Genomic DNA, 26,146 nt, shown 5'->3' with positions numbered 1-26,146 from the left:
CGCGGGCCCGGTCAGCCCGCGACGGCCTCGTACAGGCTGAACGCCGCCAGCGCGAGCATCAGGCAGGCAGCCACCCTGGTGATCAGCCGCAGCGGCACCCGCTTCATCAGGGCCTGGCCGCCGACGATGCCCAGGCCCGCGACGGCCCACAGCGCGAGGACGGCGCCGATGCCGACGGAGACGGGGTTGTCGTAGCGGGCGGCCAGGGTCGCCGTCATGATCTGCGTGATGTCGCCGAACTCGGCGACCAGGATGAGCATGAAGCCGGCGCCGGACACCTTCCAGAAGGACTGGTCCTTCGGCGCCTTGATCTCCTCGTCGTCGTCGTCCTTCTTGAACAGGAGCACCAGGGCTCCCACCAGGAACAGCACGCCCACGACCGTCTGCACGATCCACTGCGGCAGCAGGGTGAGCACACTGCCCGCCGCGATGGCGATGCAGACATGGACCAGGAAGGCCGCGGCGACACCCGCGAAGACGTAGCTCGCGCGGTAGCGGGTGCCGAGCATCAGGCCGGCGAGGGCCGTCTTGTCCGGAAGTTCGGCCAGGAACACGGTCCCGAAGGTAATGGCCATGACGGTAAAGCTGATCATGGAAGGGCTTCCTCTATCGGTCGGGCTGCCCGTACCGAGAGACCTGCCTGTTTCCGGGGTCGCTTCGGCACGGCAGCGTCGTCAACACACAACAAACACTGCGGCCGAAGGTCTCGCTGGCCGACACGGCGGACCGTGGGCCTCCGGGCGCCGGCTGAGCGAACTCAGCAGTATGTCGACGATCCGGCGAAGAGCTACTCCCCTTCTGCTCGTACAAGGGTACGGGACGGCGCCGCCTGCGTGACCATCCCCCGCTCCGGCCCGGTGCGGCACGGTGAGACCCGGGGTCCGGGCCCGGTCCGGTCCCGACCCCGGTAGCAGTGTCTTCGGCACGGCGGTCCCCGACCGGGCCCCACCGCGAGCCCCCTCCTCCACCGCGCCGTACCGCACCCGCGACGCGCCCAGCGAACGCCGCCCGCCCAGCACCGCCGCGACGAGCGCACGGCCCTTGAGGGGGACAGTGACGCGGCGGCAGCGCGCGAGCACCCACGATCGGCAGTCCCCCCAACCCCTTCTGCGTGTCCGCCCGGTGTCGGATCGTCGGATCCGGTGAATGCCTTGATATGACGTGCCCATGTCGCCACCCTGTTACCTGGCGCACGCCTCCCGGAAACCCGGCGTCGCCACGATGGCCGGGCTGCGCGGGAGTTGACGGGACGCGTGGCTCAACTTCCCCCCACGTCACGGGAGTTCACATGTCACGCCATGCCTCCACCCGTTCTGCGAAGTTCTACGCGCGTCGCGCCTCGGTCGCGGGCGGCGCAGCCGTCCTCGCGGTCACCGGCCTCCTCGCCACCGCCCCCACCTCCGTAGCGGCGCCGCCCCCGCCTGTCGACGCGGCCACCGCCCGCACCTACCTCGCCGCGCTCACCGTGCGGGCCGAGGGCAGCTCCGACGGCTACAGCCGGGAGAAGTTCCCGCACTGGAGCACGCAGTCCGGCGCGTGCAACACCCGCGAAGTGGTCCTGAAGCGGGACGGGAAGAACGTCGAGCAGGACAGCGCGTGCGCCGCGGTCCGCGGAAGCTGGTTCTCCGAGTTCGACGGAGCCACCTGGACGGCCGCCTCCGACGTCGACATCGACCACATGGTGCCGCTCTCCGAGGCATGGCGCTCCGGCGCGAGGGACTGGACGACCACCGCCCGCCAGTCCTTCGCCAACGACCTGACGCGACCGCAGCTGATCGCCGTCACCGACAACGTGAACCAGGAGAAGGGCGACAAGGACCCGGCGGAGTGGCTGCCGCCCAGGACCGCCTACACGTGCACGTACGTCCGGATGTGGGTGCACGTGAAGCACCACTGGAAGCTGACCGTCGACCAGGCGGAGAAGACCGCCCTGACCGGCGTGCTCAACAACTGCTGAGCCCCGCGTCCCCCACCGCGGCACGGCGGTGAAGGCGCCGGACCGAAGGTCAACGGCAAGTTGACGTGAGGAACTCACCCGTACCCCTCCGTCGTTCCGTACCGTACGGGCTGGCCCCGCACGGGGGACGACGGAGGAGGACACATGACCGGGCTGCGCCTGGGACCAGTACTGAGGTACGTCGACTGGGACGCGGGCGACGCCGCGACCGTGTGGGTGGAGACGGAGCGGCCCTGCACGGCGGAGGTCGTCTGCGAGGGCGGCGGCGGAGGGACGGCCGAGACCTTCCAGGTGGCGGGCCACCACTACGCCCTGATCCCGGTGACCGGCCTGCGCCCGGGCACGTCGACGCCGTACGAGGTGCGGCTCGGCGGCAGCAGGGTGTGGCCGCTGGAGAACTCCGCCTTCCCTCCGAGCACCATCAACACCCCGCTGCCGGACTCCGGCACGGCCCGGATCACCTTCGGTTCGTGCAGATGGGCGGCGCCCGCCGAGGGAGAGAAGGACCCGGCGGGGCCGGACGCGCTGGACACCCTGTCGGCGCGCATCGCCGGCGACCCGGACGGCGAGCGCCCGGACGTGCTCCTGCTGCTCGGCGACCAGGTGTACGCCGACGAGATCTCCCAAGCCACCCGCCGCTGGCTGGCCGCCCGCCGGGACCTGCGCGAGCCGCCGGGCGTGGAGGTCGCGGACTACGAGGAGTACACCCGCCTCTACTACGAGTCCTGGCTGGACCCCGAGGTGCGCTGGCTGCTGTCCACCGTGCCCACCTGCATGATCTTCGACGATCACGACGTCATCGACGACTGGAACACCAGCGCGGCCTGGGTGGCCGATATGCGGGCCACCCCCTGGTGGCGCGAGCGCATCCTCAGCGGGCTCATGTCGTACTGGGTCTACCAGCACCTGGGCAACCTCTCCCCCGCCGAACTGGACGGCGACGAGCTGTACGCAGCGGTGCGCGACGCGCGCGACGGGACGGACGTGCTGCGGAAGTTCGCGGCCCGGGCGGATCTCGACCCGGCAAGCGTGCGCTGGAGCTACCGGCGCGACTTCGGCCCGGTGCGGCTGCTGATGGTGGACACCAGGGCGGCGCGGGTACTGGAGGAAGGCGCGCGGGCGATGCTCGACGAGGGCGAAGCGCGCTGGCTGGCCGACCAGGCGCTCGACGACTCGCGCCCGTACGACCACCTGCTGATCGGCACCTCGCTGCCGTGGCTGCTTCCGCCGCTGATACACGATGCCGAGGGGTGGAACGCGGCCCTGGCCTCGGGGGCCCGCGGCCGGCGCTGGGCCCGGATCGCCGAGGACCTGCGCAGACGCTCGGACCTGGAGCACTGGGCGGCGTTCCCCGCCTCCTTCGAGCGGCTCGCCCGGCTGATCGCCGAGGCCGGCAGCGGACCCGGCGCCCCGGCCACGGTGTGCGTGCTGTCGGGGGACGTCCACCACGCGTACGTCGCCGAACCCACCCACTGGCCCCCGGACGCGGCCCCCGACACCGCCCGGGTCTTCCAGCTGACCTGCTCACCGGTGCACAACGGCATCCCGTCGTCGATCAAGCTCGGCTTCCGGTTCGGCTGGAGCGCGACCGGCCGGCGCCTGGGGCGACGGCTGGCCCGGCACGGCCGTCTCGGCCGCCCGGTGCTGCGGTGGCGGCGCACCGGCGGCCCCTGGTTCGGGAACCAGCTGATGACCCTGACCATGCGCGGGCGCACCGCCGAGCTGCGGCTGGAACAAGCGCAGCGGGTGCGCGGGGAAGAGCAGGAGAGCGGCCCTGCCCGTTTGGTGACCGCGATGACCACAAAGCTGACACACGAATGACACAAAGGAGGCAACTGGCGTAAGAGAAGAGCCACTTGGGAGCGAAAACCAGCCATGAGCAGAAAGTTGAACTTGCAAGCACAGTGAGGCATACCTAACCTCTGGGTACTCGCCGTCCCCCTTCGGGCTGCGTTCGCACGACGTCCCCACCGCCCGCGAGGCCCTCCCCGGCCGACCGAAGGAGTCCCCCGCTCATGACCGCTCCCTCTTCGCCCCCGTCCCTCGCCGCACGGCTGACGGGTTCCAGTCCGTACGCCCTCGGCCTGTTCCGCTTCGTGACCGGCCTGCTCTTCGCGTGCCACGGTGCCGCCACCCTCTTCGGTGTGCTCGGCGGCGTGGGCGGCACCGGCGGGACCGCTCCCGTCGGGGCCTGGCCCGGCTGGTACGCGGCGGTGATCCAGCTGGTCGGCGGCGTCCTGGTGGCGCTCGGCCTCTTCACCAGGACCTCGGCGCTGATCGCCTCCGGTTCGATGGCGTACGCCTACTTCGTCATGCACCAGCCGGAGGCCCTGTGGCCGATGGAGAACGGCGGCGAGGCGTCCGCGATGTTCTGCTGGGCGTTCCTGCTGCTGGTCTTCACCGGGCCCGGCGCGGCCTCGCTCGACGGCCTGCTGGCGGGCCGCCGCACCCAGGCCGGCACACGCCCCGAGGAGCAGCGGGCGACCGCTGCCGCCTGAGCCGGGCGCCCGGGCCCGTCCGGTCCGGAGCGACCCGGCCGGTCCGTTCAGAAGCAACCCGGCCCGTCCGGTCCGGAGCAACCCGGCCGGTCCGTTCAGAAGCAACCCGGCCCGTCCGGTCCGGAGCAACCCGGCCCGGTTGCCCAGGAGCGACCCGCCCGCCGGCCGATCCGGGGCAACCGGGCCGGCCGATCCGGGCGGCCCGGCCGCGTGCCGTGGGTGTCCGGGCCGCTCCCGCTCGGCGGCCCGGACACCCACGGCGTACCGGCGCGACAGCCCGGGTTTCCGGCCGGGCTCCCGCGAAAGCCTTCACCCCCGGCGACGTGATCTCCCCGACATCAGGCGTCCCAGGGCCTCACCGCCGTCCCGTCGGGCGTAGTGTGGAACGCTGTTAAGCCGCCCCTGCCGCTCCCCATGCGACGTCGCGGCGTTGTTCCTGACCAACCGGGGAGTCCGCAGTGCTGGAGAGTCTTGGGTCGCTGACCGGCGGCCCTTGGATCTACGCGGTGATCGGCGTGTCCATCGTCCTGGACGTGTTCCTGCCGATCCTGCCGAGCGGGGTTCTGGTGATCACCGCGTCCACCGCGGCGGCCGCGGGAGCGACCAACGCAAACGTCCCCGATTCCTTCTCCCAGGACCTCCCGGACCTGCTCCTGCTGGCTCTGTGCGCGGCCACCGCCTCGCTCCTGGGCGATGTGGCGGCCTACCGGCTGGCCTGGCGCGGCGGCGCCCGTCTGGACGCGGCCATCGCCCGCTCCCGACGGCTGAGCGCCGCGCAGGAACGACTCGGCACCGCCCTCAGCCGGGGCGGCGGCATCCTCGTCGTCATCGCCCGCTTCGCACCGGCAGGCCGCTCGGTGGTCTCCCTGGGCGCGGGCGCGGCCCACCGCGCCGCGAAGGAATTCGTCCCGTGGTCGGCGCTGGCGGGGGTCGCATGGGCGGTCTACAGCGTGGGGCTCGGCTATTTCGGCGGTCAGTGGCTGGGCGCGAGCTGGCTGAGCACCGGCCTGTCGGTGCTGGCCCTGTTCGTCGCGGGGGCGCTGGCGGCCTACGTGGTGCGCCGGCCCCGTACTTCCAGCCCCGCCAACAGCTTGGCGGTCGCCTCGGCCACCTCCCCCACGGCCTGATCGAAGACCTCCCTGTTGTGCGCGGCGGGCGCGCGGAAACCGGAGATCTTCCGTACGTACTGCAACGCGGCGGCGGCGATCTCCTCCCCGGTGGCCTCTTCGGGGATGGCGGGCGGACGAAGCGTCTTGATGCTGCGGCACATACGGACAACGGTAGCGAGCCCCACTGACAACGGCCCCCGCACGGCACACACACCGCCCTCTCCCCCGGCAGCCGGCGCCGGCCCACCAGGTCAGCGGCGGCATCTACGAGTGCTTGGCCGAGGATCATGGCCGGGAGTCCGGCACGCTCCCGGCCTGCTGCGGGGCCGCAGACCGGCACCGGCGCACGCGAAGGCCCCCGACCTGATCAGGTCGGGGGCCTTCGGCATCCGGTGGGCGCGGACGGTTTCGAACCGCCGACATCCGCCTTGTAAGGGCGGCGCTCTACCCCTGAGCTACGCGCCCGGGCATGAGGCAACAGCGTACATGGCGACAGGGCGTGCTCCACACACCGATCCCGGGGACGGGCTGGTCAGGACGGGGGCGGAGCGGGAGGCGGAGCGGGAGGAGCCGCGCGGTCCTCCAGAAGGTGCGGACGGGGCGGTCCGGCGGGACGAGCGGCCGGGGGTTACCCCCACCCCCGGGCCGGTGGCCGGCCGGATCGACCGGCCCCTCCCGGATTTCTAAAGTGGTGGCACACCGACCGTACGCAGCAGGGGGAATCGTCATGGCAGTCCGGAAACCCACCACCACCCGCACCCTCCTCGCCGCAGGTGGGGCCGCGCTCCTCGCGCTCACGGTCGCCGGGTGCGGCGGTACGGACGCCTCCGAGGCCCCCGTGGAGAAGAAGTCCTTCGCCTTCAGCGGGAAAACGCTGACGGTCAGGGGCGACAACTCCCGGCTGGAACTGGTGCCTGCCGACGTCAAGGACATCGAGGTGGAGCGGCAGGTGGACGGCTGGGTGTTCCTCGGGGGCGGCCCCCACGCGGTGTGGGAGCTGACCGGGAACACCCTCAAGCTCCAGGTGGAATGCGACGGCCTGGCCTCGGACTGCCAGGGCCGGCACACACTGAAGGTGCCGCGCGGCGTCGCCGTGACGATCGAGAACGACAACGGCAGCGTGCACGCCACGGGATTCGACACCGACCTCAAGGTGACGTCCGACAACGGCGCCATCAACCTCAGGGACGTGCGGGGCAAGCTGGACCTGGAGAGCGACAACGGTGCGATCAAGGGCCAGGGGATCGCCACGAAGTCGGTGACCGCGAAGTCCGACAACGGCAAGATCGAGCTGGCCTTCAGCGCCGTGCCCGACCTGGTGGACGGGCAGAGCAACAACGGAGCCATCCGGCTCACCCTGCCGAAGTCGCAGTACAAGGTCGAGACCCGCACCGACAACGGCAAGGTGACGGTGGACGTGCCGAAGTCCGACGCCAGCACCCATCTGGTGAAGGCCAGGACCGACAACGGCGAAGTCACCCTCCAAAGCGCGAACTAACCGGGCCGTGTGTTCGTCCTTACCTGGTGGGAGAATGAACCAGGCGGGACGGACACGGCACGGGAGAGGGATGTGGCGGCGACACACGCGCAGCACACGCAGCGAGTAAGCCGTCTGGCTCCACGCCGTCCGGAACCGGTCCCCGTGCCCGCAGCCGGGCCCCGAGCGGGCCGGGGCGCCTTCCGCGAGCTGCTGGCGTCGGCGCTCCTGCCGATCCCGCTGCTCATGGTTGCCGCCGCCGCGCTGCCGCTCTCCTTCGCGGGCGGCGGCACCCGCCGCTGGTTCGGCGGCCGCAACGAAAGCGCCCGGGCCGACGCACAGGCGGCCAAGGACGCCGCGGCGGCCGCGTTCTACGAGCTGGACACCGCGCAGCGGGATCTGCGGATCTCGATCGAGACGATCACCGCGGTGGACAGTTCCCCGGGGGCCCTGCGCACGGCTCAGCAGTTCGCCTCGCTGGGGCAGCGCATCGACGAAGTCAGTCATACGTACATCACGGCCGTCGACGCCCATGACCTGGACCGCGACGATCTCGACGCGGGAGAGGCCGCACGGGCCAGGACCGAGCTCGGGAAGGCCACGGACGAGCTGGTCCGTGTCAAGGGCGAGCTGGACCGCTTCCAGCAGGGGCTGGGGCCGCTGCTGGACAAGGCGGAGACACAGCTCGCCCGGCTGGCCCCGGCGGTGGAGCGGGCCCGGCAGTCGCTGCTTGCCGCGAGCAACGCGTTGGACGCGGTGCGGGCGGCAGGGCTGCGGGCGGACGACCTCGCGGCCCGGCTCGCGGCCCTGGGCCCCGAGCTGACCAGGCTGAACCAGGGCGCCGGACAGCACGGGGTGCCCGAGACGCTGGCCCGGGCCGAGCACGTGCAGCGTGACGCCGAGGCTGTACGGGCCGAGGCGGCACGGCTGCCGGAACGGGCTGCCGAGATCGACAAACGGCTGGTGTCGCTGCGCACCCGCGCACAGGCCCTGACCACCAGGGCGGGCAAGGTCGACCCGGTGCTGAGTGAGCTGCGGCGGCGCTTCACCGTCGCGTGCTGGCAGGACCTCCAGCAGGTTCCGGCGCAGGCCAGGGAGAACGTGGCGCTGGCCGAGCAGCGTCTCAAGGAGGCGTCGAAGGCGCGCGACGAACAGCGCTGGCCGGACGCGACCTCCCTGCTGAGCACGGTACGCGCGCTGCTGAACGGCACGGACGAGGCGGTCTCCGCCGCGGGCGACCGCCTGCAGCGCCTCAACGCCGTGGCCAAGGACCCGGAGCAGGAGATCCAGCGCACCCGCTTCGCCATCCGTGACGCGCAGCGCCTGGCCATGGCGGGCCGCAGTACGCCCGATCCGCGCCACGCCCGTCCGCTGGACGACGCGGTGGCCCGGCTGGAGCGGGCGATCGCCGCCCTGGAGGGCCGCCACCCGGACTACTGGCACTTCCTCACGGAGACGGAGGCGGTGCGCCGCACGGTGGCCCGGGTCGTCTCGGAGATCCGGGAGGAGCGGGGCGCGGGAGCGTAGCGGCACCGCCTAATCTGGTGCCATGCCCCGTTACGAATACCGCTGCCGGCCCTGCGACTCCACCTTCGAACTGACCCGCCCCATGGCGGATTCCGGCGCACCCGCCGTCTGCCCGGACGGCCACGAGGACACGGTCAAGCTGCTGTCCGCGGTGGCCGTGGGCGGCAGCGCCGCCTCCTCGGCCGCGGCTCCTGCGGGCGGAGGCGGTGGGGGCTGCTGCGGTGGCGGTTGCTGCGGATAGCCGCCCTCGCCGGGGGCGGTGGCCGCCGAGGGAGTAGCCGTCGTGGGGTCGCCGGGAGGCCGGAGTCAGCGTTTGCGGGAGAGCGTGATGCCGTCCGAAACCGGCAGCATGACGCTCTCCATCCTGGCGTCCTTCGCCACGTGCGTGTTGAAGGCCTGAATGGCTGCTGCCTTGCCCGTCGCCCGCGGGTCGACGACCCCGCCGCCGTACAGCACGTTGTCGCTGACGATCACCCCGCCGGGACGCAGGCGCGGTACCAACTCCTCCCAGTACGCGATGTAGTTGTCCTTGTCGGCGTCGAGGTAGACGAGGTCGATGTACGGCTCGTCCGGCATCGCGCGCAGGGTGTCCAGGGCGGGTGCGATACGCAGCTCGATCCGGTCCGCGACGCCGGCCGCGGCCCATGCCTCCCGCCCGTACGCCGTCCACTCCTGTGACACGTCGCACGCGACCAGCTTCCCGTCGGCAGGCAGCGCCTGTGCCATGGCCAGGGCCGAGAACCCGGTGAAGGTGCCCACCTCGACGATGTGCCGGGCCCCTGTCAGCCGGACCAGGAACGCAAGCAGCGGCCCCTGCTCCTCCGCCGACTGCATGCCCGCCTCAGCGGGAAAGCGTGCGTAGGTGGTCTCGATCAGCGCGCGCTGGACCTCGTCCAGCGGCGGGTTGTGCGCCAGGACGTAGGCGTACAACTCATCAGTGATCCTGGTGCTGTTGCCCTTGCTCATTCGCTGCTCCCCAAGTACCTGAGTACGGCCAGAACGCGGCGACTGTAACCGGTGCTGCCGGTCAGTCCGAGCTTGTCGAAGATCGCATTGGCGTGTTTCTCCACGGCGCTGAGCGAGATGTGCAGCCGTCTGGCCACCGAGGGATTGGTGTGCCCCTGGGCCATCTCGCCGAGCACCTCGCGCTCGCGCACGGTGAGGCGGGACAGCGGGTCGCTGCCGTTGGACCGGCGCACCAACTGCCGGACGACCTCCTCGTCGAAGGCCGCCTGCCCTGCCGCCACCCGCTCCAGCGCGTCGAGGAACTCGTCGACCTGGACCACCCGGTCCTTGAGCAGATAGCCGACGCCGCCCGCGTCGTCGGTGAGCAGTTCGGTGGCGTACCTCTTTTCGACGTACTGGGACAGGACCAGCACTCCGACCCCGGGGTGGCGGCCCCGGATGTCGAGGACGGCGCGCAGCCCTTCGTCGGTGTGGGTGGGCGGCATCCGCACGTCAGCGACCACCACGTCGGGGGGCGTCCGCCCGACCGCGGCGAGCAGGGCTTCGGCGTCGCCGACGGCCGCGAGCACTTCGTGTCCCTCCTCGGCGAGCAGCCGCACCAGTCCCTCCCTCAGCAAAGTCGAGTCCTCGGCCAGGATTACGCGCATGGGATCTCCGCGGTGATGGTGGTGGGGCCGCCGGGCGGGCTGACGACGGTGAACCTGCCGTCGAGGGCCGCGACACGTCTGCCGAGTCCTATCAGGCCTCCCCCGGCCGGGTCGGCGCCGCCCACCCCATCGTCCTCGACGACGACCCTCAACAGGCCGTCGCACCAGTCCAGTTCGAGGCGGAGGCGGGAGGACTTCGCATGCTTGACGGCGTTGGTGACGGACTCGGCGACCACGAAGTACGCGACGCCGGCCGCGGCGGGCGGGGGCTCGGTGCCGAACCCCTCGTACTGCACGAGGACCGGCATCTGGACGCGCGCCACCACGGTCTCCACCGCCGCCCGCAGGCCCGCCTCGTCGAGCACGGTCGGATGGACCCGCCAGGCCACCTCGCGCAGTTCGTCCAGGGCCCTGCGGCTCTCCTCGTGCGCCTGGAGCAGCAGATGCCGGGCGTGCTCGGGGTCCTGGCTCCGGCGGGCCCGCCCGATCAGCATGCCCAGGGCCACCAGCCGTTGCTGCACACCGTCGTGCAGGTCCCGCTCGATCCGCCGGCGCTCGTCCTGCACCGCTTCGACGACCCCGGCGCGGCTGGCGGCGAGTTCGGCGATGCGGTGCTCCAGAGCGGAGGAGCTGCTGGGTCCGAGGAAGCGCCGGGCCAGTTTCCCCTCCAGGAAGGCAAGTCCGAAGACGCCCTGGAAGGAGAGCAGGAACAGCAGGAGCCCGGCGGCGCTGGAGTAGGCGACCGTGAGGGGGTTGTCGATGTCCTCGACCAGCCAGCCGTAGGCGAAGAAGGTGCCGAATCCCGCGCCCACCACCACGTACACGAGGACCACGGCCCCCAGCAGTCCCGGTATCCAGCGGACGGCGAGGTAGCGCAGGGCCTGGGCGCCGTCGTACGCCGCGGAGACCGGGAGGTCGAGCAGGACCTCCAACCGGACCCGCTCCACGGCGGTCAGCCGCATCGCCACCGCCCGCAGGGGCCGCAGCACCACGCGCCGGCCCCGCGGCCAGGCGAGGACCGGCAGCAGGACCGCCCCCGAGACCAGGGTGAGGACCAGCTCGACCAGCGCCGTGCAGGCACCCAGTGCCAGCCCCGCCGCCAGCTCAACTCCCCTTCGCACCAACGATTTCATGATCAGAACGTAGCCCGGACGGGGCTGCCGGCACATTGCGGTCTTCCGCACTCTTTTCCTGCGGGAGACCGCAATCGATCCTGCGGTCTTCTTCAGTGTGCCTTCAGCCTCGATTCCGTAGCGTGGAAGGCATGATCGAAAGCAGCGCACCTCAGTGGATCAACACCCTCATGGACACCATGGGGGCGCCCGGCGCCGGCCTCGCCATCGCCCTGGAGAACCTCTTTCCCCCGCTTCCGAGCGAAGTGATCCTGCCGCTGGCCGGGTTCGCGGCCGGGTCGGGACAGATGAGCCTGTGGGCCGTTCTGCTGTGGACCACGGCCGGCTCGGTGATCGGTGCGCTCGCGTTGTACGGGGTGGGCGCGCTTCTCGGGCGCGACCGGACGGTGGCGATAGCGGCGAAGCTGCCGCTGGTGAAGGTGTCGGACATCGAGCGGACCGAAGCGTGGTTCACCAAGCACGGCACCAAGGCGGTGCTGTTCGGCCGGATGATTCCTGTCTTCCGCAGTCTCATATCCGTGCCTGCGGGGATCGAGCGGATGTCGATACCGGTGTTCCTCGGGCTCACGACGCTGGGCAGCGCGGTGTGGAACACCCTGTTCGTGCTTGCCGGGTACCTGCTGGGCGACAACTGGGAGGAGGTGTCGGGCTATGTCTCGTTGTATTCGAAGGTGGTGCTGGGCGTGGCAGGGCTCGCGGTGGTGGCCTTCGTTGCGGTCCGGGTGGCCAGGAAGAAGGGCACGGGCCGCAGGCGGAGCGAGGGAGCCGGGTCGGCACCGGCCGTCAACGGGCGGGCCGGCTCCGATCAGCCGCGCGAATGAACTGCCGCAGGATCTCCTCTCCGGCGGCGATCCCGGCCTCGGGCAGGACGGTGAGGGCCGGGGCGTTCCACCCCGCGTCGGCGAGCTCGCCGTGGCCGGGGCGCCACGCAAGGTCGGCAGCCTCCAGCAGGTCCGCGTCGAGGAGGGAGTCACCGGCGGCGAGGGTGAGCGAGGCACCGGTGCGGCGGGCCACCTCACGGACTGCGGCACTCTTGGTCAGCGGGTCGGGCACGACGTAGATCTTGCGGCCCTGGAGCGAGACGTTCCAGCCGCGCGGCGCGGCCCATTCGGCCAGTTCCTTGACCCAGCCATCCGGGAGCAGGGCGCGTTCCACGACCAGGTAGGCGAAGAGGTCCTCGGCCACCCGGTCCTTGAGCAGCCAGGCAGGATCGGCGGTGCGGGCCAGCTCGGCGCGGATCTCGGCGAGTGGGGCGCACTCGTCGGCGAGCCGCCGGGCCACCTGCTCCTGCCAGTCGGGGTCGGACACACCGTGGACGAGCAGGTGCCCGCCGTTGGCACAGATCGCGAACTCGGGGGCGGGACCGGGAAGATGAATGCGGTGGTACTGCTCGCGGGTGCGGGTCGTCGTGGGCACGAAGAGCGTGTCGGGGGTCTTGGAGGCCAGCTCGGCCAGCAGTCCCGCGGCGGTCTCCGTGACGTAGGAGAGCGGCTTGCCCTCGTACACCTCGACGCACAGCAGGCGCGGTGCCTGGGCGTCGGGCATGCGCAGTCCGAGCGCGGCGGAGGAGTAGATCAGGGTGCGGTCGAGGTCACTTGCGACCAGGACGGGCCCGGCCTCGGGATGCGGGGTGGTGCTCACTTGGTGTCGACCGCCTTGCCGTCGGCGCCGGTCGCACCCCGGGTGAAACGGGGGTGGATCAGTCCGACGCACGTGTACGGGAGGTTGTCGACCTCCTCGATGGGGACGCCGCGCTGCTCCGCCAAGAGGCGTACGTGGCCGAGGTCCGCGCCCGCGCCGCGCCGGGCGAGGATCTTCCAGGGGACCCGCCGCAGCAGGACGCGGGTCGTTTCGCCGACTCCGGGCTTGACGAGGTTGACGTCATGGATGCCGTAGTCCTCGCTGATCCGCTCCACGGCGGCCCAGCCCTCCCAGGTGGGAGTGCGGTCCGTGCCCTGGAGGGTCTTGACCTCGGCGTCGACGGTCTCGGTCACCTCGTCGAAGCGGGCGGCGACCGTGTCGAGGAAGAATCCCGAGACATCGCTGCCGGCGAGTTCCCGGTAGAACTTCCCGCCGTGGAAGTCGTCCGGGCCGACCAGGTCGGACCGGAGCACGGTGCGCGAGATCAGGCCGGAGACTGTGGAGTTGAGGCAGGCGGACGGGATCAGGAAGTCCTCCCTGGTACCGAAGGTGCGTACGCAGGAACCGGGGTCGGCGAGGACCGCGATCTCCGGGTCGAAGCGGTGGAGGGTGGCGTCGGTTCCCTCGGCCCGGTGGAACTCGGCGATTCCGTCGGCGAGTTCGCGGGTGATGGCGCCCTTGCCGGTCCAGCCGTCGACGAAGACGACGTCCGCCGGGTCGTGGTGGGCGGCGAGCCAGCGCAGGGCGTTGGCGTCGATGCCCCGGCCGCGGACGATGGACACGGCGTAGTGCGGCAGGTCGAGACCGTGCCGGTGCCGGGCCCAGCGCCGCATCAGCACACCGACGGGCGTGCCGGCCCTGGCGAGCGAGACCAGGACCGGGCGGGGCGAGCGCTCGGCGAGCACGGTTTCGGTGACGGTGCCGACCGCGTGGGCGATCCGCACCGCCGAGTCCTCCAGCGCGGAGCGGAAAAGCTCCTGGTACTCGGCGGTCGGCTGGTACTCGACCGGCAGCGACTCCGCGTAGTGTGCGCCGCCCGCCTGGATCGCCTCCTCACGTTCCTCCGTAGGTGCTTCCAGGGGCAGACCGGACAGGTCCTGGAGGAGCCACCCGACGTCGTCGGGCGCGTAGGAGGAGAAGCCGGGCCCTCTGAGGGGCTCGGGGAGACGGCCCGGGTGGCGGCCGGGGAGGGTTCGAGGCATGGACGGCTCCTGCGCCTGCGGGGAAGGACGGGGGACGTACGAGGGGACGACCGCGAGCAGGACACGGCCCGTGTGCTCGGCCAGGCGGGCCAGCAGGCCGTCGGGGGCGTGCAGTGGCGGGGTGTCGGCGACCTGGTCGACCACGACGACCACGGCGTCGAAGCAGGCTCCGGCGACGTTGTAGGCGTAGCGCTCGCCGGGACCGTCGGCGGGGTGGTCGTGGGCGGGGAAGGCCAGCCGGGTGCGGATGGCGTAGCCGGGGTCGTCCACGGCGAGGACGGGCGAGCGGGTCGTGGTGGAGAAACGGACGTCGGCACCGGTGCGCCGTTCCAGAGCCTCGCCCAGGCGCAGCGGGGTGTACATCAGCTCCTCGAAGCCGAGGACCAGCACGCGCGCTCCGTCGTCCAGGCCGGGCAGCGCGTCATCGATCCGGGCCGCCATGCCGGGAAGGGCTGCCTCGAGGGCGCTCCGGTGCGCGGGCAGGAATCCGTGCCGTCCCCCGTCGGGCACGCGGTCGGGCCAGTCGAGACTCACGCGCACGGCCTCGGGTGCGGGGACGGTCCCGGCCTCGGGTACGGGGACGGCCTCGGGTGCGGGGGCGGCCCCGGGGGCAGGCACGGCCTTCGGGGCCGGGGGCATCGCGGGAGTGCCGTGGGGGGCGTGGGCGCCGTGGGGGGCGTAGGCGCCGTGGGGGCGACTTTGCCTGGCCTCCTCGGCCGCCACCAGCTGCTGCCCCTTCTCCAGGACGTTCTGCGGCAGGCGGACCGTTCCGGAGGCGCGGGCGATCAGGTCGACGCGGGCACCGATCTCTGCGGCGAAGTCCGTGAGACGGCTGTGGTCCTCGGGGGAACGCATGTCGACCAGTGCGACGACGACGTACCGCTCGCGGGGGTGGCGGGCGTGCAGCTCGCGGATGGTGTTGAGGACGGTGTTGCCCGTGGAGAACTCGTCGTCGACGAGCACCAGCGGGCCGTCCCCGGCGAGGAGGCCGGGATCCTCCGGCAGCAGCAGGTGGGAGGTGGCGTGCGAGTGGGACTCCTCGAAGCCGCCCGCCGTCGCGACCCCGGCGACCGGCCGCCGCGTCGAGTGGAGGTACGGGGCGAGAGCGAGGCCGTCCGCTACGCAGTGGCCCAGGCCGGTCGCGGTCTCCGCGTAGCCGAGGACGACCGCCCGGGCTGCGTCCCGCTCGCCCAGGAGCGCCCGCACCCGCCGGCCCAGCGCGAACCCGGCTCCGTACACCAGCGAGGGCTTCTGCGGGACGTGCTTGCCGAGGATGTTCGAGACGAGCAGGTGGGCCCGCTTGGGGTTGTGCCGCAGGGCCAGCCCCAACAGGTCGGTCAGCGCCTCACCGCCCGGAGGAACATCGCCCGGCGATACATCGCCCGGCGATACACCGCCCGCGCCCTCCGCACCGCCGGCACCTCTGCGGCCCCCGTCCGCAGTGCCGGCGGCCGCGTGGCCGTCCGCCGTGCCGCCCGGGCCGTCTCCCACGCGGTCGACGAGCTCCACGCCCAGGCGTTCCGCGACCCAGTTACCGGACCACACCACGTCGTTGATCTCTTTTCCTCGTTCCTCGGACAGGATTGTGCGTACGGATCGTTCTGGTTCCACGGGTCAGTCCGTGAGGCCGGAGAGGCCGGCCGTCAGGAGTTCCACGAAGCCGATGTCCTCCCGCGCCACCCCGAAGGCCTCGGCGCGCAGCAGGGTGCGCTCCGCCCAGGCGCGGTGCGGCTTCACCTCGTTCATCTTGTTGGTGTACGCCGAGCGCAGTACTCCGCCGCCGTCCCGGTCCGGCTGGAGGATGTCTTGGGCATCGCTGAACTCCTCGTGGCTGACCACGGACAGCGCGTGCACGGGCAGGACGTGCGAGGGGTGGATGCAGGTCTTGCCCTGGAGCCCGTTGGCCCGGTCGAGGCCGATCTCGCGCAGCAGCCCGTCCATGTCGTGCTCGATGAGGGAGGTGCGCAGTTCTTCGGCCCGGCCCTCCAGGAAGGGGCTGCGGCGCAGCTGCGGCTTGAACATCCGCTCCTGGACCCGGAAGTACTCCCAGACGGGGCCGGTGATGGTGAAGCCGGTGCCGTCCCAGCGGCCGAGGACGTTGACGACGTCGCCGATGGCACCGGCCACGATCTGAACGTCGTAGGCCGTCATGTCGGGCGCCCTGCGCAGCCCGTACGCGGAGCAGAAGTCGGTGACGCCCAGTCGCAGGGCCAGCACCCGGTCGCGGTACTTCTCGACCGTGCCGGCGATCCCGGCGAGGGTCTCGGCCCTCGTCTCCAGGTGCAGCAGTTCCGGGGACTCCAGGACCGGCATGGCGAAGAGCCGTTGCCCGCTCGCGGTCTCGGCCTCGGTGAGGGCCTCCAGGAAGGGAACCCCACGCTCCTCGGTGAACTTCGGAAGTACGAATCCGGACAACAACCGGACCGAGTCGCCGAAGCGGCGCACCAGGTCGGGTATCTGCGCCGGTTCCCGCACCCGGACGAAGAGCAGTGGTGTCCCAGGACTGCCTTCCGCGTCCGTCGCGCCCGCTGCCCGCCCGCCCGTTCCGGTGGCGTCCCCGGTGCGCTCCGCGAGGGCGGCGAACTGCCGCACGAGGTTCTCCTCGGCGACCGTGACCTCGGAGTCGTCGATGGAGTCCTCCAGGCAGAGCACCATGGAGACCACCCCTCGGCCGGCCTGCTTGCGTATGTCGTCGGCGAGGCGGGGCCGGGTCGCCGGGCTGTAGAGGGTGGCGCCGAGCGCGGCCGAGAGCAGCGGCGCCGGGGAGCTCCCGTCGAACTCACAGGGTTCCTGGTGGAACAGACGCTGCCGCAGAGCGGCCGGGACATGACCGAAATGACGCATGTGGTTCCTCCCGATTGCTGCCCCGAGCTGCCTGATGTGGTCCGGTTCGGCCCCGTGTGTGCCCGGTCGGACGCGGATTCGTGGCTGGTTGTGGCCGGTAATAGTACGTAGGAGTACATGTCCAGAGTTCCCCCTGAGCATGAATTACACGTGCCCCGGCCCGCACGGCCCTCTTTATGACCGTACGGGAACCGGCCCCCCGCGTTGTCCGCGCGGCCTTCAGGAGGGCAGGATGACGGGCATGAAGCAAGCGATGCTGAAGGGCGCGAACGTTCCGCTCGCCGCCGCGGCCGTCCGGGCCGTGCTCCGCTGGACCCCCGGCCCCGGCATCCCCAGCGTGGACGCCTCCGCGCTGCTTCTGGGCACGGAGGGGCGGGTGCGTTCGGACGAGGACTTCGTCTTCTACAACCAGCCCCGGCACCCCTCGGGCCTGGTGCGCCGGCTGGCGCTGAAGCGGGTCGCGGAGGGCATGACCGACACCATCGCCGCCGACTTGACCTCGCTCGACGCCTCCGTCGACCGGGTGGTGATCGCGGCCTCGTTCGAGATCAACAACGGTCCGGCCACCCTCGATCTGGTCCGGGACCTGCGGATCCTGCTGTACGACGCCGGTCCGGGCGCCGCCGAGGGCGAGCCGCTCGCGCTGTTCGACGTGAAGCCGGAGACCGGTGAGGAGACCGCCGTGATCTGCGGCGAGATCTACCGGCGCGGCGACGGCTGGAAGTTCCGGGCGGTCGGCCAGGGGTACCCGACCGGGCTGATCGGGCTGGCCACGGAGTTCGGGATCTCCGTGGACGAAGGCGAGGCGGAGGGTGCCGGTGAGGGCTCCGGCGGGGCCTCCGGGGAGGCCACCGCGCGGTCCGGTTCCTCCCGCCCCGGGGCCGACGCCTCCGCGGTCACGGCCGCCGTTCCCGCATCGCCGCCGTTCCCCGCTCCCGCGCAGGGCCAGGTGCCCCCGCCGCCGGTGCAGCCGCCGCCCGCCCAGCCGGCCTACGGGTACCCCCCGTCCGCCCCGCCCGGGGCGCCTGCGGAGCCCGCATACGGTTATCCGCAGTCGGCCTCCACCCAGCCCTCGTACGGTTACCCGCAGCCGGCCGCCGCCGCGGCGCACGCGCCGGACCCGAATTTCCGGCTGCCCCCGCAGGGCCCGCAGTTCCTCCGCCCCTGATCCGGGCCTTGCGGGTCCGGCGGGCCTGCGAGGTCCGGGTCCGCCCGGACCCGCCTGCCCTGGCCGGCCCGGCTGCTACGCCTTGGTCTTGTAGCCGCGGCCCCACTGGAGGCCCCAGCCGTAGAGCCGGTCAAGCTCGGCCTGGAAGCCGTACACGAACTTCACCTCGCGGCGCACGACGAGGCCGTCCTTGGCGTTCTCGATGGTGAAGACGGCGCAGGAGCGGGCCTGCGGGGCGCGCTCGTCGAGTTCGATCTCGATGCGCGGCCCGTTGCTCGGGTAGAGCGTGACGACCGCGTGGGTGCGGTCGAAGGCGGGGGTCTGGTCGTAGATGTAGACGAAGACCAGCAGGCGGGCGATTTCCTCGCGGTGGTCGAGGTTGATGAAGACGGTCTCGCCGGAGGGGGCGCCGAACCGGTCGTCGCCGCTGAGCTTGACGTACGGCGGGCCGTTCATGTCGCCGAAGAAGCCTCCGAGCGGCTGTACGACGCCCTTGGTGCCGTCCTTGAGCTCGTAGAGACAGCCGAGGTCGAGGTCGACGTTGACGACGCCCTGGGTGTGCGCCTGGACGACGTCGGGCTGGAAGAACTTGAAGGGGCGGGTCAGGAAGCTGCCGCTGTGCCTCTGCCGGCCGCCTATGTCGGAGGTGCGCATCCGCCAGGACAGATTGACGCGCAGGCTGCCGGTGTCCGCGCCCTGCTTGGTGAGCGAGACCACCGGATGGCGTTTGGTCAGCTCGATGGCGTTGGTGGCGGCGCTGCCCGAGTCGAACTGTGTCTCGTCGCGCTGCCACAGGCTGCTGATCCGGTCCCAGACGGCCATGCGGTCCTCCCCCACGTGAAACTCCACCCCGGCGCACTGCACACACCCTGCACACCCCGAAAGGGGCGGCCCCACGGGCTCGCGCCGCGCGTGACCGCCCCGTTCAGAGCGTTCCTCAATACAGGCCGGGTCACACCCCGGAACCGGACACCGTCAGGACGGGTCAGACTCCGGAGGAGACTTCGGCCTGGGCACTGGGTTTGCTTCCCCCTCCGGCCTCGATGCGCTTGTTGCGGCGGACCGAGGACCAGAAGGACCAGGCGATCAGCAGGACGCCGACGGAGCCCGTGATGACCTCGTGGATTTCGTACTGGATGGTGACGAGCAGGATCACGGCGAGGGCGCCGATGGCGTAGTGCGCGCCGTGCTCCAGGTAGACGTAGTCGTCCAGCGTGCCCTGGCGGACCAGGTAGACCGTCAGCGAACGCACGTACATCGCGCCGATGCCCAGGCCGAGCGCCATCAGGACGATGTCGTTGGTGACGGCGAAGGCGCCGATCACACCGTCGAAGGAGAACGACGCGTCCAGGACCTCCAGGTAGAGGAACATGAAGAACGCGGCCTTGCCGGCGATGGCCATGCCCGTGTTCTTCTTCCCGGTGCGCTTGGCCTCCTCCTCGGCCTCGTGCTCGCGTTCCTCGTCCTCTTCGAGCTTGTTCTCGAAGAAGCCGGAGAGACCGCCGACGATCAGATACGTGATCAGACCGGCAATGCCCGAGATCAGTACGGTCTCGGCCTTGTTGACGTGCGTGCCGCCGTGCTGGTGGGCGTTGACCGCGAACGTCATCGCGGTGACGAGCAGGACGATCAGGGCGATGCAGGCCGACAGCATGTCGACCTTGCCGAGCTTGGCGAGCGGGCGCTCGATCCAGCCGAGCCACTTGATGTCCCGGTCCTCGAAGACGAAGTCGAGGAAGATCATCAACAGGAACATGCCACCGAAGGCGGCGATCGACGGGTGGGCGTCGGTCACCAGCTGCTTGTACATGTCCTTGTCGGTCATCGCCAGGTCGACGGCCTCGATGGGCCCGATCTTGGCGCTGATGGCCACGATGACGACGGGGAAGACGAGCCGCATGCCGAACACGGCGATCAGGATGCCGATCGTCAGGAAGATCTTCTGCCAGAAGGCACTCATCTTCTTGAGGATTCCGGCGTTGACCACCGCGTTGTCGAAGGACAGCGAGATCTCCAGGATGGACAGGATCGCCACGATTCCGAAACCGGTCCACCCCCCGTAGAGAACCGCCGCGACCAGGCCGAGCGCGGTGACCGCGAACGACCAGCCGAAGGTTTTCAGAACCACTGGCTACCCCATCGTTGAGTACGACTCTGCCCCGCACTGTGCGGGGCTTTACGAAACATTGACCCCGAAGTCTAGAGCGATGCCCCGCAGACCGGACGCATACCCCTGCCCAACGGCACGGAACTTCCACTCTCCGCCGTACCGGTAGACCTCGCCGAAGATCATTGCCGTTTCGCTGGAGGCGTCCTCACTGAGGTCGTAGCGGGCCAGCTCCTGACCGTCCGCCTGGTTCACCACCCGGATGAAGGCGTTGCTGACCTGGCCGAACGTCTGACCGCGGTTGTCGGCGTCGTGGATCGACACCGGGAAGATGATCTTGTCGACGGTCATCGGCACCTTGGACAGGTCGATGAGCAGCGACTCGTCGTCACCGTCACCCTCACCGGTGAGGTTGTCACCGGTGTGCTCGACGGAGCCCTCGGGGCTGGTGAGGTTGTTGTAGAAGACGAAGTACTCGTCACCGAGCACCCGGCCGTCCTTGCACAGCAAGGCGCTTGCGTCGAGGTCGAAGTCGGCCCCGGTGGTGGAACGTGCGTCCCAGCCGAGCCCGATCAGCACCTGAGTGAGGTTCGGAGCGGCCTTGGAGAGGGAGACATTGCCTCCCTTGGCGAGCGTGACGCCCATGATCTTTCATCCTCCCCGCGGTGATGCAGTGGATAGGCGCGTCCGGCGCCGCACTGTGAGTGCGGCGCCGGACGGGAGAAGCGTGCCTGGCTCAGACGTTGACGCCGAAGTCCTGCGCGATGCCGCGCAGGCCGGAGGCGTACCCCTGTCCGATGGCCCGGAACTTCCACTCCGCGCCGTTGCGGTAGAGCTCGCCGAAGACCATGGCGGTCTCGGTCGAGGCGTCCTCGCTGAGGTCGTACCGGGCGAGCTCGGTGTTGTCGGCCTGGTTCACCACGCGGATGTAGGCGTTGCGGACCTGGCCGAAGCTCTGCTGGCGGCTCTCGGCCTCGTAGATCGAGACCGGGAAGACGATCTTGGAGACATCGGCCGGCACACCGGCCAGGTTCACCTTGATGACCTCGTCGTCGCCTTCGCCCTCACCGGTGAGGTTGTCACCGGTGTGCTCGACGGAGCCGTCGGGGCTCTTGAGGTTGTTGAAGAAGACGAAGTTCGAGTCGTTGGCGACCTTCCCCGCGTCGTTGGTCAGGATGGCGCTGGCGTCGAGGTCGAAGTCGCCGCCGGTGGTGGTGCGCGCGTCCCAGCCCAGACCGACGACGACCGCCGTCAGGTTCGGGGCGGCCTTGGACAGCGAGACGTTTCCGCCCTTGCTGAGGCTGACTCCCACGAGTCCTCCAAAGTGTGTCGAGGGGCTCAGGAGAAGCCCTGCCCCCGTAGTGCAGCTGGCATCGGATCAACGTATGGATCCTAGTGACCGGTTCCCGGTCGTGGCAGGACTTAAGTCCTGAATTCCTCGGGCCCCCCGGCTCTCCGCCGGATCAGAGCTGGTCGAGGGCCTTGGCGTACTCGTCCGGATCCCGGGCGTCCGGCAGAGCGTTGAGGACCGTCCACCGCACGAGGCCTTCCTTGTCGATGACGAACGTGCCGCGTACGGCACAGCCCTTGTCCGCGTCGAAGACGCCGTACGCCCGCGAGACGTCGCCGTGCGGCCAGAAGTCCGACAGCAGCGGGTACTCCAAGCTCTCCTGGTCGCCGAAGACGCGCAGGGTGTGCATGGAGTCGCAGGAGACCGCCAGCAGCTGGACGTCGTCGTTCACGAACCGGTCCGCATCGGCCTGGAGCGCGGCCAGCTCGTCGGTGCACACGCCGGTGAAGGCGAAGGGGTAGAAGAGGAGCACCACATTCTTCCCGCCGCGGAAGCCGGACAGGCGCACGGTGCGGCCGTGGTTGTCCTTGAGCGTGAAGTCCGGGGCCCTGGTGCCCACCTCGATCGCCATGGGATCTTTCCTGCCTTCCACTGGGCCGTACGGGTACCGGCAGCCTACGCAAAGGGCCCCCGCCGACCTGTGTCGGCGGGGGCCCTTTGGGGTGCCGCAATGAGGTGTTTCCGACTGTCAGCGCTTGCCGGACTTCGCCGCCTTCGGCGTGACGAGACGGCTGCCCGTCCAGTCCTTGCCCGCATTGATGCTCTTGGTCTGGGCGAGACCGGCAGTCTGTGCGGCTTCGTTGATGTCGCTCGGTTCGACATAGCCGTCACGGCCGGTCTTCGGAGTCATCAGCCAGACGGTGCCACCGTCGTCGACGAGCTGCGTGGCGTCCACCAACGCGTCCGTCAGGTCGCCGTCCTCGTCCCTGAACCACAGGACGACGGCGTCAGCCACGTCGTCGTAGTCCTCGTCGACGAGTTCGCCGCCGATGATCTCCTCGATGGCTTCGCGGAGCTCCTGATCGACATCGTCGTCGAAGCCGATCTCCTGGACCACCTGCTCGGGCTGGAAACCCAGCCTCGCGGCAGGGTTGGTCCGCTCCTCCGCGTGGTCCGCGGTCGCGCTCACGGTTTGCCTCCTGATCTTTTTTCGGGAAGTGCTTTTTCAGCAATGTGCTGGGCCGCGCGCGTGCGCGGCATTGGCCGTAGTCCACACGGGCGGGACCGATCGCGCAAGTACCCGGCCGTTCGGACCGCCGAAACGGTGACGGATGGGACGGCCCTGCCGCAACTTCTGACGGCCCGGGGAGGCTGCCCAGTGATTCATCCCACACGATTCGCGACGTTTTGCGGGGTTCTGCTCCTTGCTTGCGCCATACGAGGGCGAACGGTTGGACGAAACACGTGATCGAGTGGGGCGTAGGGTTGCGATTTGGCGGAAGCCGGTCATGAGCGACGGCCGGACGGTCTGTCCGCGGCGGTGATTACCCCTCGGTAGAGATGACGTTTACGTCCCCTGGGTACACGATGGACAGCGGCGCGACACCCAGACTGTGACACCCCATACGTGGTCAATTCCCTACCAGCGAAGGAACAGCGTGGCTTCCGGATCCGATCGCAACCCGATCATCATTGGCGGCCTGCCGAGCCAGGTCCCGGATTTCGATCCCGAGGAGACCCAGGAATGGCTCGACTCGCTCGATGCGGCCGTCGACGAGCGGGGCCGCGAGCGCGCCCGCTACCTGATGCTCCGATTGATCGAGCGTGCCCGCGAGAAGCGCGTGGCCGTGCCCGAGATGCGCAGCACGGACTACGTGAACACGATCGCGACCAAGGACGAGCCGTTCTTCCCCGGCAACGAGGAGATCGAGCGCAAGGTCCTCAACGCGACCCGGTGGAACGCGGCCGTGATGGTCTCCCGGGCCCAGCGCCCCGGTATCGGGGTCGGCGGCCACATCGCCACCTTCGCCTCCTCCGCCTCGCTGTACGACGTGGGCTTCAACCACTTCTTCCGCGGCAAGGACGAGGGTGACGGCGGCGACCAGATCTTCTTCCAGGGGCACGCGTCCCCCGGTATCTACGCCCGCGCGTTCCTGCTGGACCGGCTGACCGAGACGCAGCTCGACGCGTTCCGCCAGGAGAAGTCGAAGTTCCCGAACGGGCTGTCCTCGTACCCCCACCCGCGGCTGATGCCGGACTTCTGGGAGTTCCCGACCGTCTCGATGGGCCTCGGTCCGCTCGGTGCGATCTACCAGGCCCGGATGAACCGCTACATGGAGGCGCGCGGCATCGCCGACACCTCCAAGTCGCATGTCTGGGCCTACCTCGGCGACGGCGAGATGGACGAGCCCGAGTCGCTCGGCCAGCTGTCCATCGCCGCCCGCGAGGGCCTGGACAACCTGACCTTCGTCGTCAACTGCAACCTGCAGCGCCTCGACGGCCCGGTGCGCGGCAACGGCAAGGTCATCCAGGAGCTGGAGTCTCAGTTCCGCGGCGCCGGCTGGAACGTCATCAAGCTGGTCTGGGACCGCTCCTGGGACCCGCTGCTCGCCCAGGACCGCACCGGCATCCTGGTCAACAAGCTCAACACGACCCCCGACGGCCAGTTCCAGACGTACGCCACCGAGACCGGCGCGTACATCCGCGAGCACTTCTTCGGCGGCGACCAGCGGCTGCGCGACATGGTCAAGGACATGTCCGACGAGCAGATCCTGCACCTGGGGCGCGGCGGTCACGACCACAAGAAGGTGTACGCGGCCTACGCGGCGGCCAAGGCGCACAAGGGCCAGCCCACCGTCATCCTGGCGCAGACGGTCAAGGGCTGGACGCTCGGTCCGAACTTCGAGGGCCGCAACGCGACCCACCAGATGAAGAAGCTGACCGCCGAGGACCTCAAGCGGTTCCGCGACCGGCTGCACATCCCGATCGCGGACAAGGACCTGGAGAACGGCGCCCCGCCGTACTACCACCCGGGCCGCGACTCGGAAGAGATCCAGTACATGCACGACCGCCGGCAGTCGCTGGGCGGTTACGTGCCGAGCCGTGTGGTGCGCGCCAAGCCGCTCCCCCTGCCCGCGGACAAGACGTACGCGGCTGCGAAGAAGGGCTCCGGCACCCAGTCGATCGCCACGACCATGGCGTTCGTCCGGGTACTGAAGGACCTCATGCGGGACAAGGAGATCGGCAAGCGCTTCGTGCTCATCGCGCCCGACGAGTACCGCACCTTCGGCATGGACGCGTTCTTCCCGAGCGCGAAGATCTACAACCCGCTCGGCCAGCAGTACGAGGCCGTGGACCGCGATCTGCTCCTGGCGTACAAGGAGTCGCCCACGGGTCAGATGCTGCACGACGGCATCTCCGAAGCGGGCTGCACGGCGTCCCTGATCGCCGCGGGCTCGGCGTACGCCACCCACGGCGAGCCGCTGATCCCGGTGTACGTCTTCTACTCGATGTTCGGTTTCCAGCGCACCGGTGACCAGTTCTGGCAGATGGCCGACCAGTTGTCGCGCGGTTTCGTGCTGGGTGCGACCGCCGGCCGTACGACGCTGACGGGTGAGGGCCTCCAGCACGCGGACGGCCACTCGCAGCTGCTCGCGTCCACGAACCCGGGCTGCGTCTCCTACGACCCGGCCTTCGGGTACGAGATCGCGCACATCGTGCAGGACGGCCTGAAGCGGATGTACGGGGAGAACGCGGAGGACGTCTTCTACTACCTGACCGTCTACAACGAGCCCATCCAGCACCCGGCCGAGCCCGAGAACGTGGACGCCGAGGGCATCCTCAAGGGCGTCTACCGCTTCAGCACGGGCGAGAAGGGCCGGATCCCGGCTCAGCTCATGGCGTCCGGTGTCGCCGTGCCATGGGCGGTGGAGGCGCAGCGGATCCTCGCCGACGAGTGGGACGTCAAGGCCGACATCTGGTCGGCGACGTCCTGGAACGAGCTGCGGCGCGAGGCCGTGGAGTGCGAGGAGCACAACCTCCTGCACCCCGAGGAGGAGATCCGCGTGCCGTACGTGACGCAGAAGCTCTCCGACGCCGAAGGTCCGTTCGTGGCCGTTTCCGACTGGATGCGTTCGGTTCCGGACCAGATCTCGCGCTGGGTGCCGGGTCCGTACACCTCGCTGGGCGCGGACGGCTTCGGTTTCGCCGACACCCGTGGCGCGGCCCGCCGCTTCTTCCACATCGACGCCCAGTCGATCGTCCTGGCGACGCTCTCCGAGCTCGCCAAGGAGGGGAAGATCGACCGGTCCGCACTCAAGCAGGCCGTCGACCGCTACCGGCTGCTCGACGTGACGGCCGCCGACCCCGGCGCGGCCGGCGGCGACGCCTGAGTCGCATGGCGCTGTGAGGAGGGCGGCAGGACCCCGAGGGTCCTGCCGCCCACCCCCCGTGCCGAACAATGCGGGGCATAAACCGCAAAACCCGCAAAAACCGGGGGGGGGGCGCCCCCCCAAACCCCCCCACCCCCCCCCCCGGGGGGGCCCATGGCACGCAACGGGCCGCCACACCGGTCGAGATT

24 protein-coding genes and 1 tRNA gene are annotated in these 26,146 nt (G+C 70.4%); 10 read left to right on the top strand and 15 right to left on the bottom strand.

The window, feature by feature from the left end; genetic code table 11:
* Positions 1–11: 11 nt before the first annotated feature.
* A complete protein-coding gene (locus ACFWVV_RS13080) occupies positions 12–593 on the bottom strand; it encodes a TMEM165/GDT1 family protein (RefSeq protein ID WP_384356187.1) in 582 nt (193 codons plus the stop codon).
* Between the two features lie 695 nt (positions 594–1,288).
* Here ACFWVV_RS13080 and ACFWVV_RS13075 point away from each other — a divergent pair.
* The 4 genes from ACFWVV_RS13075 (at position 1,289) to ACFWVV_RS13060 (ending at position 5,582) form a co-directional block, all read left to right on the top strand.
* Complete coding sequence (locus ACFWVV_RS13075) at positions 1,289–1,957, top strand: HNH endonuclease family protein (RefSeq protein WP_384356189.1); 669 nt, start codon at positions 1,289–1,291, stop codon at positions 1,955–1,957.
* A gap of 144 nt (positions 1,958–2,101) precedes the next feature.
* Positions 2,102–3,778 carry an alkaline phosphatase D family protein gene (locus ACFWVV_RS13070; protein ID WP_384356191.1) on the top strand — a complete coding sequence of 559 codons (1,677 nt, stop codon included), beginning with the start codon at positions 2,102–2,104 and terminating at the stop codon, positions 3,776–3,778.
* A gap of 194 nt (positions 3,779–3,972) precedes the next feature.
* Positions 3,973–4,455, top strand: a complete 483-nt coding sequence (locus tag ACFWVV_RS13065; RefSeq protein WP_384356193.1) for a DoxX family protein — start codon at positions 3,973–3,975, stop codon at positions 4,453–4,455.
* A 458-nt stretch (positions 4,456–4,913) separates the two neighbouring features.
* Entirely contained in the window at positions 4,914–5,582 is a 669-nt protein-coding gene (locus ACFWVV_RS13060) for a DedA family protein (RefSeq protein ID WP_384356195.1), read from the top strand.
* Here ACFWVV_RS13060 and ACFWVV_RS13055 read toward each other — a convergent pair.
* Positions 5,504–5,725 carry a DUF2277 domain-containing protein gene (locus ACFWVV_RS13055; RefSeq protein WP_384356197.1) on the bottom strand — a complete coding sequence of 74 codons (222 nt, stop codon included), beginning with the start codon at positions 5,723–5,725 and terminating at the stop codon, positions 5,504–5,506. The two genes, ACFWVV_RS13060 and ACFWVV_RS13055, sit on opposite strands and share 79 nt — an antisense overlap.
* A gap of 232 nt (positions 5,726–5,957) precedes the next feature.
* Positions 5,958–6,029, bottom strand: a tRNA-Val gene (locus ACFWVV_RS13050).
* A gap of 262 nt (positions 6,030–6,291) precedes the next feature.
* Between ACFWVV_RS13050 and ACFWVV_RS13045 the strand changes: the two genes are divergently transcribed.
* The 3 genes from ACFWVV_RS13045 (at position 6,292) to ACFWVV_RS13035 (ending at position 8,809) form a co-directional block, all read left to right on the top strand.
* On the top strand, positions 6,292–7,062 hold the full coding sequence (locus ACFWVV_RS13045; RefSeq protein ID WP_384356199.1) for a DUF4097 family beta strand repeat-containing protein: 771 nt from the start codon (positions 6,292–6,294) through the stop codon (positions 7,060–7,062).
* 144 nt (positions 7,063–7,206) lie between these two features.
* Positions 7,207–8,568: a hypothetical protein gene (locus ACFWVV_RS13040; RefSeq protein WP_384356201.1), complete on the top strand. Its 1,362-nt coding sequence runs from the start codon at positions 7,207–7,209 to the stop codon at positions 8,566–8,568.
* A 22-nt stretch (positions 8,569–8,590) separates the two neighbouring features.
* Positions 8,591–8,809, top strand: a complete 219-nt coding sequence (locus tag ACFWVV_RS13035; protein WP_384356203.1) for a zinc ribbon domain-containing protein — start codon at positions 8,591–8,593, stop codon at positions 8,807–8,809.
* 65 nt (positions 8,810–8,874) lie between these two features.
* Here ACFWVV_RS13035 and ACFWVV_RS13030 read toward each other — a convergent pair whose 3' ends face one another.
* The 3 genes from ACFWVV_RS13030 to ACFWVV_RS13020 are packed head-to-tail and all read right to left on the bottom strand — an operon-like array spanning position 8,875 to position 11,314.
* Positions 8,875–9,534 (bottom strand): O-methyltransferase, encoded by a 660-nt coding sequence (locus ACFWVV_RS13030; RefSeq protein WP_384356205.1) that lies wholly within the window; start codon positions 9,532–9,534, stop codon positions 8,875–8,877.
* The gene (locus tag ACFWVV_RS13025; RefSeq protein WP_384356207.1) at positions 9,531–10,181 is read right to left on the bottom strand and encodes a response regulator; all 651 of its coding nucleotides are present in this window, start codon (positions 10,179–10,181) and stop codon (positions 9,531–9,533) included. Before ACFWVV_RS13025 ends, ACFWVV_RS13030 begins: the two co-directional genes overlap by 4 nt.
* The gene (locus ACFWVV_RS13020) at positions 10,172–11,314 is read right to left on the bottom strand and encodes a sensor histidine kinase (protein ID WP_384356209.1); all 1,143 of its coding nucleotides are present in this window, start codon (positions 11,312–11,314) and stop codon (positions 10,172–10,174) included. Before ACFWVV_RS13020 ends, ACFWVV_RS13025 begins: the two co-directional genes overlap by 10 nt.
* A 131-nt stretch (positions 11,315–11,445) precedes the next feature.
* Between ACFWVV_RS13020 and ACFWVV_RS13015 the strand changes: the two genes are divergently transcribed.
* Complete coding sequence (locus ACFWVV_RS13015) at positions 11,446–12,135, top strand: DedA family protein (RefSeq protein WP_384356211.1); 690 nt, start codon at positions 11,446–11,448, stop codon at positions 12,133–12,135.
* Here the strand turns inward: ACFWVV_RS13015 and ACFWVV_RS13010 are convergent.
* The 3 genes from ACFWVV_RS13010 to ACFWVV_RS13000 all read right to left on the bottom strand — a co-directional run bounded on the left by ACFWVV_RS13010 (position 12,098) and on the right by ACFWVV_RS13000 (position 17,001).
* Entirely contained in the window at positions 12,098–12,859 is a 762-nt protein-coding gene (locus ACFWVV_RS13010; protein ID WP_384356231.1) for an HAD family hydrolase, read from the bottom strand. The genes ACFWVV_RS13015 and ACFWVV_RS13010 overlap by 38 nt on opposite strands.
* Positions 12,860–12,951: 92 nt before the next feature.
* Positions 12,952–15,738, bottom strand: coding sequence for a phosphoribosyltransferase (locus tag ACFWVV_RS13005; protein WP_384356233.1), 2,787 nt, complete (start codon positions 15,736–15,738; stop codon positions 12,952–12,954).
* A gap of 33 nt (positions 15,739–15,771) precedes the next feature.
* The gene (locus tag ACFWVV_RS13000) at positions 15,772–17,001 is read right to left on the bottom strand and encodes an HpcH/HpaI aldolase/citrate lyase family protein (RefSeq protein WP_384356213.1); all 1,230 of its coding nucleotides are present in this window, start codon (positions 16,999–17,001) and stop codon (positions 15,772–15,774) included.
* A 232-nt stretch (positions 17,002–17,233) separates the two neighbouring features.
* Here ACFWVV_RS13000 and ACFWVV_RS12995 point away from each other — a divergent pair, with 232 nt between their 5' ends.
* The gene (locus ACFWVV_RS12995; RefSeq protein WP_384356215.1) at positions 17,234–18,169 is read left to right on the top strand and encodes a TerD family protein; all 936 of its coding nucleotides are present in this window, start codon (positions 17,234–17,236) and stop codon (positions 18,167–18,169) included.
* A 75-nt stretch (positions 18,170–18,244) separates the two neighbouring features.
* Here the strand turns inward: ACFWVV_RS12995 and ACFWVV_RS12990 are convergent, their stop codons facing one another.
* From ACFWVV_RS12990 to ACFWVV_RS12965, 6 genes are all read right to left on the bottom strand, one after another.
* The gene (locus ACFWVV_RS12990) at positions 18,245–18,991 is read right to left on the bottom strand and encodes a Tellurium resistance (protein ID WP_384356217.1); all 747 of its coding nucleotides are present in this window, start codon (positions 18,989–18,991) and stop codon (positions 18,245–18,247) included.
* 163 nt (positions 18,992–19,154) lie between these two features.
* The gene (locus ACFWVV_RS12985) at positions 19,155–20,297 is read right to left on the bottom strand and encodes a DUF475 domain-containing protein (protein WP_384356219.1); all 1,143 of its coding nucleotides are present in this window, start codon (positions 20,295–20,297) and stop codon (positions 19,155–19,157) included.
* Positions 20,298–20,345: 48 nt separating this feature from the next.
* Entirely contained in the window at positions 20,346–20,921 is a 576-nt protein-coding gene (locus ACFWVV_RS12980; RefSeq protein ID WP_384356221.1) for a TerD family protein, read from the bottom strand.
* A gap of 91 nt (positions 20,922–21,012) precedes the next feature.
* Positions 21,013–21,588 (bottom strand): TerD family protein, encoded by a 576-nt coding sequence (locus ACFWVV_RS12975; RefSeq protein ID WP_384356223.1) that lies wholly within the window; start codon positions 21,586–21,588, stop codon positions 21,013–21,015.
* A 151-nt stretch (positions 21,589–21,739) separates the two neighbouring features.
* Positions 21,740–22,198, bottom strand: a complete 459-nt coding sequence (locus ACFWVV_RS12970; protein WP_384356225.1) for a peroxiredoxin — start codon at positions 22,196–22,198, stop codon at positions 21,740–21,742.
* Between the two features lie 117 nt (positions 22,199–22,315).
* A complete protein-coding gene (locus tag ACFWVV_RS12965; RefSeq protein WP_384356227.1) occupies positions 22,316–22,756 on the bottom strand; it encodes a DUF3052 domain-containing protein in 441 nt (146 codons plus the stop codon).
* 469 nt (positions 22,757–23,225) lie between these two features.
* On the opposite strand from ACFWVV_RS12965, the gene aceE reads away from it, so the two are divergent.
* A complete protein-coding gene (gene aceE / locus ACFWVV_RS12960) occupies positions 23,226–25,958 on the top strand; it encodes a pyruvate dehydrogenase (acetyl-transferring), homodimeric type (protein ID WP_384356229.1) in 2,733 nt (910 codons plus the stop codon).
* The last annotated feature ends 188 nt before the right edge of the window (positions 25,959–26,146 follow it).

The sequence above is a fragment of the Streptomyces sp. NPDC058663 genome (assembly GCF_042716745.1).
GTDB lineage: Bacteria > Actinomycetota > Actinomycetes > Streptomycetales > Streptomycetaceae > Streptomyces.
Note: the sequence above shows the minus strand (reverse complement) of the source record. Positions and strands in the feature narration are given on the sequence as shown.

What these genes read in the sequence shown, in the direction of transcription:
- ACFWVV_RS13080 (WP_384356187.1), bottom strand. Translation starts at nt 593, where the DNA reads ATGATCAGCTTTACCGTCATGGCCATTACCTTCGGGACCGTGTTCCTG.
- ACFWVV_RS13075 (WP_384356189.1), top strand. Translation starts at nt 1,289, where the DNA reads ATGTCACGCCATGCCTCCACCCGTTCTGCGAAGTTCTACGCGCGTCGC.
- ACFWVV_RS13070 (WP_384356191.1), top strand. Translation starts at nt 2,102, where the DNA reads ATGACCGGGCTGCGCCTGGGACCAGTACTGAGGTACGTCGACTGGGAC.
- ACFWVV_RS13065 (WP_384356193.1), top strand. Translation starts at nt 3,973, where the DNA reads ATGACCGCTCCCTCTTCGCCCCCGTCCCTCGCCGCACGGCTGACGGGT.
- ACFWVV_RS13055 (WP_384356197.1), bottom strand. Translation starts at nt 5,725, where the DNA reads ATGTGCCGCAGCATCAAGACGCTTCGTCCGCCCGCCATCCCCGAAGAG.
- ACFWVV_RS13045 (WP_384356199.1), top strand. Translation starts at nt 6,292, where the DNA reads ATGGCAGTCCGGAAACCCACCACCACCCGCACCCTCCTCGCCGCAGGT.
- ACFWVV_RS13035 (WP_384356203.1), top strand. Translation starts at nt 8,591, where the DNA reads ATGCCCCGTTACGAATACCGCTGCCGGCCCTGCGACTCCACCTTCGAA.
- ACFWVV_RS13030 (WP_384356205.1), bottom strand. Translation starts at nt 9,534, where the DNA reads ATGAGCAAGGGCAACAGCACCAGGATCACTGATGAGTTGTACGCCTAC.
- ACFWVV_RS13025 (WP_384356207.1), bottom strand. Translation starts at nt 10,181, where the DNA reads ATGCGCGTAATCCTGGCCGAGGACTCGACTTTGCTGAGGGAGGGACTG.
- ACFWVV_RS13020 (WP_384356209.1), bottom strand. Translation starts at nt 11,314, where the DNA reads ATGAAATCGTTGGTGCGAAGGGGAGTTGAGCTGGCGGCGGGGCTGGCA.
- ACFWVV_RS13015 (WP_384356211.1), top strand. Translation starts at nt 11,446, where the DNA reads ATGATCGAAAGCAGCGCACCTCAGTGGATCAACACCCTCATGGACACC.
- ACFWVV_RS13010 (WP_384356231.1), bottom strand. Translation starts at nt 12,859, where the DNA reads ATGCCCGACGCCCAGGCACCGCGCCTGCTGTGCGTCGAGGTGTACGAG.
- ACFWVV_RS13000 (WP_384356213.1), bottom strand. Translation starts at nt 17,001, where the DNA reads ATGCGTCATTTCGGTCATGTCCCGGCCGCTCTGCGGCAGCGTCTGTTC.
- ACFWVV_RS12995 (WP_384356215.1), top strand. Translation starts at nt 17,234, where the DNA reads ATGACGGGCATGAAGCAAGCGATGCTGAAGGGCGCGAACGTTCCGCTC.
- ACFWVV_RS12990 (WP_384356217.1), bottom strand. Translation starts at nt 18,991, where the DNA reads ATGGCCGTCTGGGACCGGATCAGCAGCCTGTGGCAGCGCGACGAGACA.
- ACFWVV_RS12980 (WP_384356221.1), bottom strand. Translation starts at nt 20,921, where the DNA reads ATGGGCGTCACGCTCGCCAAGGGAGGCAATGTCTCCCTCTCCAAGGCC.
- ACFWVV_RS12970 (WP_384356225.1), bottom strand. Translation starts at nt 22,198, where the DNA reads ATGGCGATCGAGGTGGGCACCAGGGCCCCGGACTTCACGCTCAAGGAC.